This window comes from Dehalobacter sp. 12DCB1 (genome assembly GCF_004343605.1).
Lineage (GTDB): Bacteria > Bacillota > Desulfitobacteriia > Desulfitobacteriales > Syntrophobotulaceae > Dehalobacter.
The window spans coordinates 93787-100668 of record NZ_POSF01000005.1 but is presented as its reverse complement, the minus strand read 5'-3'; the positions used below and the strand labels follow the sequence as shown (position 1 = coordinate 100668).

Genomic DNA, 6882 nt, shown 5'->3' with positions numbered 1-6882 from the left:
TAGCATTTTAACTTCCGATTTGGTTGACCACAAACATCGTCTGCGGCAGGATTGTCATCTTAACATTTCTGTCTCAACTTTTCAATCCTTAAATTTTTTCCATACTTACCGTATTATAACGTTAAATATAGTCAAAAAAATTTTTGAGTCACCTTGTATCACTGAATGAAGCTGTAATGGTGGAGGTAGTCGGGATCGAACCGGCGACCTCTTGAATGCCATTCAAGCGCTCTCCCACCAGATCGGTGGAACACCCCGCAATGACATTTCGAGGTATAACTCCATCAAACACCCGCCAAGCAACAATCCGCCCCAAATTCATTATAATATCCGATATCGCTATTGTAGCCATTCTGAGAACAGGTGTCAATCTGGAGAGGCTGAATATATTGCCCTGCCGTTTTGTTTTCGGGCAGGGCTTTTCGTTTATTGGGCAAGTGGCAGATCGTCATATTCATTAGGTATGTCGAGGCCGAGGTCGAATTGGGCGAAGTTAATGTTGAATTCAAAGTGGAGCCTGTAATCGGAGTAAACATAGACGCGCTTGATGATGTGTCCAGCGATCATCTTTTTTACCGCCATGTCGCTATCGTCGAAGAGCTCCGACCACGCGAGGATGTGGTCGTAGTCTGCTTTGATCTCAGCCAGCTTGCTGTTGCTGTTTTCAAGCTCGCTGTTGAGCTCGGTGAGCCTTTCATTGGCCTGCATCATCTTAGCGCGAGCGTCATCTACCAGCTCGGACAAGAGATCAAGCTGGAACTTGCTTTGCCCCTGCACGGCCTTGATGACCTCGGTTTTAAGGGATTCATACTCTTTGGTCGTCTTGGCGCATTCCGCTTTGGCTTTGCCGATGCGCTCGCCCAAACTAACTGCAGCCATGCGGTGTGTACGGCCTATGATGTCCTTCTCGCTGACATTCTTCATTCGGTCAAAGACTTGATGCAGAACATCGGTCACCACCCCGTCGAGGATGTGCATGGTGTATCCGGTCTGCCCGTCGCACTCGGCACGTTTGCGCGTCTTATTATAACAGACATACCGGATTCTTTTGCGGCTGATTTCCTCTCCGGCAGCGTTCTTTCGCACCGTTCCATTGGTGGTCAACGTCAGTCTGCCACCGCAATGCCCGCAGAAGATGTTACCGGACAGCAGGGATTGACCGCTGGTGTTGCGAGGCATGGTGCGGTTTTCATTGTACTCGTTGACGCGCTCTGCCATGAGCTGTTGTGCGAGGTTGAAGTTGGCGGGATCGATAATCTGCAGTTCATCAAAAATCTCCGACTTGGTTTTGCCGCTTCGCAGAACACCGATGTACATGATATTGTGCAGGATGTGTCCCACCGTGGCTTCGTGCCAATTCTCACCGGCGCGGGTTTTGATTCTTTGATCGTTGAGGAAGGTGGCGATTTTCCATCTGCCATAACCGGAGCCTATGCAGAGGTCAAACATCATGCGGATGTTGCGGGCTTCGCCCTCGTCAATGACGAGCTTGAAAACCTCATGTTTTCGCTTGTTGATGACACCACTTTTTTCGAGGTGATATCCGTATGGTACACCGCCGCCACGGAACCTGCCCTCTTGCACCATCTGACCTAATGCCGTTTTGGTTCTTATGGAGGTCTTTTTGCTCTCGCCGCTGGCTTGCCAGTAGCGGATGTAGTTGGTGAGAAAATCGGTGTGGGAATCGAACCGTTGCTCTCCCTCGTTGACGCTCCATACTCTGATGCCGGATTCGACAAGCTGTTCCACCACGAAGGGCGTTTCCTCCGCAATACGACCGATCCTGTCGAACATAAAGACCAGCAGAATGTCGAACTTGCCCTGCCTTGCGTGCTCCTGTATGAGCTTGACCTTATCTCGATCAGCAACGCTGACCTTAAAGCCGGACACACCGTTTTCCTGTTCCTCATGGATGATCGTCCAGCCCATTCTGTCGGCGAACTCATGGCAGGATTTGCGCTGCATCGGTATATCAGCTTGGTTTTGATCGTCGTGATCCACTTGCTTTAATGTGGAAACCCTGTATAAACAATAAACTCTTTCAGCCATTTTAGTATCCGTCCTCTCATAAAAATTGTGTGAGAAGATCGGACACTTGATCACTATTCAGTTATCAAGGAACACGGTATTCGCCAATCCGATTATCGCACACTTGGCCGAAGATAGCTATACAAAAGCGAGAATTCCGATGAAATAAAGGCGAATTTTTCTCCCTCCATATTTCTCGTTATTATAATTTGATGAAATAATGAGCATAATATAAACGGATATATTTCACCAACTCTTGATTAGAGGAAATAAAAGAGTTATAATATGTACAGTTATTTCACTTAAAGGAGTGAGCTAAGATGGAGAAAAGATCCGGAACTCTTAAAAACAATTTGTCCGGGGATATGGCATATAAATCCTTTGTGCCTGCGGCCTTGCCACCCGTCCCAACGATCACGCTGGATAATGAGGCGGTTGAACTGCTCGTAAAGGCCAATAATCAAATCACTCTGTTAGCCGGCATCGCCATGAGAATTCCCAATGTGGATTTGTTCGTCACTATGTATGTTCGGAAGGAAGCATTGTTGTCCTCACAGATAGAGGGCACACAGGCAACGCTTGATGATGTCCTGAACCCAATGCTCGATGAAAACGTCAATCGCAATGTCGCGGATGTCATCAATTATATCAAGGCGACCGAGTTTGCGATCAAAAGGCTGAAGGAGCTGCCGCTGTGCAATCGACTCCTGAAGGAGACGCATGCGGTTTTAATGCAGGGCGTAAGGGGGCAGGAAAAAAGTCCTGGCGAATTTCGTACATCGCAGAATTGGATTGGCGGCATAGGGAGTACATTAAGCAACGCCAGGTATATCCCGCCCTCGCCCGATGATATGCAGGACGCCATGTCGGACTTGGAGAAATATCTCAATGCTGACGACGACCTCGACACTCTGATTCGTGCGGGGCTGATCCATTATCAGTTTGAAACGATCCATCCGTTCTTGGATGGCAACGGCAGAGTGGGCAGGCTGCTGATCACCTTGTTTTTGATGGAGAAAGGGGTTTTGACCACACCGGCACTCTACATCTCGTATTTTCTCAAAAAGAACAGGATCGAATATTACGACCGCATGACCGAGGTGCGCAATAAGGGCAATTATGAGCAATGGATCAAGTTCTTTTTACAGGCGATACACGAGTCCGCGTTGGATGCGGTGACGACGATTGACCGGCTGGTAGAACTGCACGATAAGAGTATTGCTCAGATCGGTGCGCCGGACAGAACAACGCAGACCGTCTTGAAGGTCTTCCGCTATCTCGAAACAAGTCCGATCATCGAAATCAAGAAGACCGCGGAAGCGCTCGGTTTGTCCTATAACGCTGTTTCAAGAGCCGTGACCGTTCTCATGGAAAAGGGCATTTTGATACAAACAGACAAAGCCAGCCGGACGCGAATCTTTGCTTACAGCGCCTATTTGGATATTCTGCGCAAAGACACTTAATCAAGCGGGGCAAAGCAAAAAGCGGTCGCAGTATTCATTACTGTGGCCGCTTTTTATGGAGCGCGCCATTAAGCCATCGTCTCCAGAGAATGCGGGATGTTTTTCCGAATATAGGAGTCAATCAGCGCATTTTTTACGATATTCGCAATATGCGGATTGTACTCATCAGCAAAGCTGATCGTTACTGGATGTCCGCTGACGGATATGGTGACTACTTTGCTCTTTCCGGTATCCTTTACTGCGTTCATCATAAGTAAATCCTCCTTATGTTTGTAGATGTTTTAATGGCACAAACATAAGGGCCGCCCTGTAATGAAGTTAGGCGCATGACGCACCTGCTTTTGGGCGACCCTCATGGCTTCTGACATTAAGTCTTTGTTTTTTCTGCTTATGGCTCTATTTGACACTACTTCCCGAGCCTTGGGCGACGGCCTGAACTGCGGCCGGCTAAGCCGCATCATGGGAATCTCACCCCCGCCAGGATCTCTGCCGGCTGCCCTCATTGCGTGATCCCCCGGTCAAGGGGGGCTGTGACTGGGCAGAAGTATCATTATAGGCTGACGGGATCATTGCGAAACAGCTTGCCATCGGCTGTTTTCCGGACGGATGGGTACCGCTTTGCACCTTATTTGGCCGTCTTTGATAAAAGAAACAGGAATGAATGAACAAAAAATTGTGGCTTCGTGTTTCATCTGTCCTTTTACAGGTGGTCTTGGCGCATCCTCCGGGGTCGCTTTCCCTTTTTGGGTCCGTCAGCTAACGTATTCAGGTCATCGGATATTCAATTTTCAAAGAACCCTTGAGGGGAAGAAAAAAGATCCCCTCACTTCTATAAGGAAGAAATGAGGGGATTGAGCGGATTTTTTTTACTTTTCCATAAGTTCTTTTAGTTTGCCAAAGATACGGTGCTTCCGGTCATTGATGGTTTTCTGCGGTATTCCGGTTTCTGCCGCAAGCTCCCGCTCACTCTTTTTCTTATAAAAGAACTCATAAATGAGCTTCTGCTCGTCCTTCGGCAAAGAAGATAACGCTTTGTGTAGCTTAGCCTGGGTTTCCTTTTGGATGACCATGTCCTCCGGAGATGGCGAAGTACACATATAAGCGGGGTTTACGCCATCTTCCTTTAATTTTTCCAAGGAAAGCTCATGCTTCTTTGCCTTTCTGGTGATATTCCGGGCATATTCGTATTCCTTGTAGTACGCTTTATATACTTTTCGAGTCACTGGGACTCGTTTACCTTTTACAATAATGGTGTATTCTTTTTGCTCAGACATGATATAGTCCTCCATTTTTTCGAATTTTAGAAATCGAAAAATGGAGAGCGGAGGAGAGCGGCAACGGGGACGGTCAGTATCTACTGTGTAAATCCGTATAACCAAAAGATTGGTAGAAACTGGTCGAAATAGGAAGAAAAAAGTCGAAAGAAAAAACCCAGCAATTTGCACAGTGCAAATCACCAGGTTTTTACTTTTGTATGAAATTATAAGGAAACATGAATATGTACGAAATCCTTCGTCTTTATTTCAGTCTCCTATGGGATTGGTTACAATACATGTCCGATACCCCTTTCGCTCATAGCAAATGGCGAAAGTCGGGGGCCTAAATAGCCATTACAAAAAACATCCATCAAAAGTTGCAAATGGATCATCAGCACAAAAGCCTGCCCAAAAAAGGGCAGGCTTCCGCATGCAACACTTGGCAACCAGGCTATCATAACGCTTTTAAGCGTCGTAGACCCTTTGGCTTTGCGTCCCCGCCTTTCGGCGGGTTTGCCCTTAACATAAGATTATTCATTTTTGATTTATGTTCAAGCGGCTGCGATACTCACACCTCCAAAGAATTCACAGCCTTATTCAACGCAGCATAAAGACGTTTTTTTGTTATAAACACTGGCAGGCTTATTGTTTTGGCAATTCGTTTAAGAGAAAATCTCTGCCAGCAGAAAAGCAATAAAATATATCTTTCTTTCGGACTAAGCCTATAGAGCTTGTCCAACTGCTTTTTTCTTTCGTTATCCAAGCTATTTATACCTTTGGTTGTTCTTAGAAGTGCCGCTTGTACCTATGTTCTCGCCAGTATTTTGTGGCTTTGAAAATGTATTCACGAAGCACCAGTATAGCAAAAACAGCTACTACTTGCATAAACAGGACGTTAAATCCATGCTGAAACAATGGCTTTTTGTTACCATCGTGCAGCGTTCCATGTTGCATCTACGCCATAGCTAACCAGATATGAACCTATTTGCTATAAGGTTGATGGTTATAATTATCCTATTATCACTTTAAGAATACTGGAAATATTATAGAAAAGTTATAGTTTAGTTATAGAAAAGTTATAGGGAAATCGCAAAAACGACAAAAAAGGATGTCGTTCCGATCAGAACGACATCCTTATCTACATCATTTTATTCTGAATATACTGCGGTATAAAGCTTCCCGTACAAGAAGATGATGAGGATTACGCTAAAAAGATGAATATTGCTTTACTATTCAGTTTAGTTCCACCGCTTTGCTATGAAAACAGAACGAAGGAGACCGTCCCAAGGTAACTGCCTCCGTTCAATTATTTTATAGAAGATATCCGCGCATGGATGTAAAAACAATGGCGAAAAGCCGCTTGGAAGACTTTTCGCCATTGTTTAATTATGCCGCTTCTTTATCTAAAAATCGCATATAATCCATTAAAAGTCAATGAACCTGCAAAAGCAGACACTTCTTCCAGTGAATACGTCCGATCAGAATTGAACCATTCTCTATATATGGATAGGATACCGGATACTGCGAACTCAATTGCATATGGCAGCATTTTTTTATTATTTATTTCGGGTCCCACAAGTTCGATAATCCTATTTTTCAGTATATGTTTTATTTTCTCCAGTAACCTGCTGTCAGACGTGGATTGAAGGAAATATTTATAGAAGTCGAAATCATCGTTGATGATATTGGTCAGTTCCTTAAAGATCAGATAAGGGTCATAGATGGCCTTCTGAATATCAAAGCTCTCAATTATTCCACAAAGTTGTTCCAATATATCGTTTTCTATTTCATCCAGTACCCCGTTCACATCTGTATAATGGGAATAAAAAGTCTTTCTGTTGATATCTGCTTGGTCCGCAATTTCTTTGATTGTAATATCGCTGATATCTTTTTCTGTCATAAGCCGAATAAAAACTTGTTTAATCGCTTTCCTCGTTTTAATACAGCGCCGATCCACTCGGTCATTATTGCGTATATCGCTCATAATATCTCCCCATCAAATACTAAACAAATATAGCGCGTATTGTGGCATAAGCATCACATGCTCTCTCGAATAACCATTGCAACCGTTCATTAATCATATTATAATAAACACATGGGTAAAAAGCAACAGACGTTTACTATCTTGGCAAATA

Annotated in this window: 5 protein-coding genes and 1 riboswitch; of the genes, 1 reads left to right on the top strand and 4 read right to left on the bottom strand. The window is 44.7% G+C overall.

What is annotated here, in order from left to right; translation table 11 throughout:
* Nucleotides 1–426: 426 nt before the first annotated feature.
* Nucleotides 427–2049 (bottom strand): recombinase family protein, encoded by a 1623-nt coding sequence (locus tag C1I38_RS03170; RefSeq protein WP_119776892.1) that lies wholly within the window; start codon nt 2047–2049, stop codon nt 427–429.
* A 299-nt stretch (nt 2050–2348) separates the two neighbouring features.
* Here C1I38_RS03170 and C1I38_RS03165 point away from each other — a divergent pair, with 299 nt between their 5' ends.
* Nucleotides 2349–3491, top strand: coding sequence for a Fic family protein (locus C1I38_RS03165; RefSeq protein WP_119776891.1), 1143 nt, complete (start codon nt 2349–2351; stop codon nt 3489–3491).
* 68 nt (nt 3492–3559) lie between these two features.
* Here C1I38_RS03165 and C1I38_RS03160 read toward each other — a convergent pair whose 3' ends face one another.
* The 3 genes from C1I38_RS03160 to C1I38_RS03150 form a co-directional block, all read right to left on the bottom strand.
* The gene (locus tag C1I38_RS03160) at nt 3560–3742 is read right to left on the bottom strand and encodes a hypothetical protein (RefSeq protein ID WP_119776889.1); all 183 of its coding nucleotides are present in this window, start codon (nt 3740–3742) and stop codon (nt 3560–3562) included.
* A 615-nt stretch (nt 3743–4357) separates the two neighbouring features.
* Nucleotides 4358–4765 (bottom strand): sigma-70 family RNA polymerase sigma factor, encoded by a 408-nt coding sequence (locus C1I38_RS03155; protein WP_119776886.1) that lies wholly within the window; start codon nt 4763–4765, stop codon nt 4358–4360.
* Nucleotides 4766–5185: 420 nt separating this feature from the next.
* Nucleotides 5186–5275: riboswitch (cyclic di-GMP riboswitch) on the bottom strand.
* Nucleotides 5276–6146: 871 nt separating this feature from the next.
* Complete coding sequence (locus C1I38_RS03150) at nt 6147–6731, bottom strand: TetR/AcrR family transcriptional regulator (protein WP_119776882.1); 585 nt, start codon at nt 6729–6731, stop codon at nt 6147–6149.
* Between the last annotated feature and the right edge of the window lie 151 nt (nt 6732–6882).

Bases quoted from the DNA above. Each gene is read 5' to 3' on its own strand.
- C1I38_RS03170 (WP_119776892.1), bottom strand. From the start codon at position 2,049: ATGGCTGAAAGAGTTTATTGTTTATACAGGGTTTCCACATTAAAGCAA.
- C1I38_RS03165 (WP_119776891.1), top strand. From the start codon at position 2,349: ATGGAGAAAAGATCCGGAACTCTTAAAAACAATTTGTCCGGGGATATG.
- C1I38_RS03160 (WP_119776889.1), bottom strand. From the start codon at position 3,742: ATGATGAACGCAGTAAAGGATACCGGAAAGAGCAAAGTAGTCACCATA.
- C1I38_RS03155 (WP_119776886.1), bottom strand. From the start codon at position 4,765: ATGTCTGAGCAAAAAGAATACACCATTATTGTAAAAGGTAAACGAGTC.
- C1I38_RS03150 (WP_119776882.1), bottom strand. From the start codon at position 6,731: ATGAGCGATATACGCAATAATGACCGAGTGGATCGGCGCTGTATTAAA.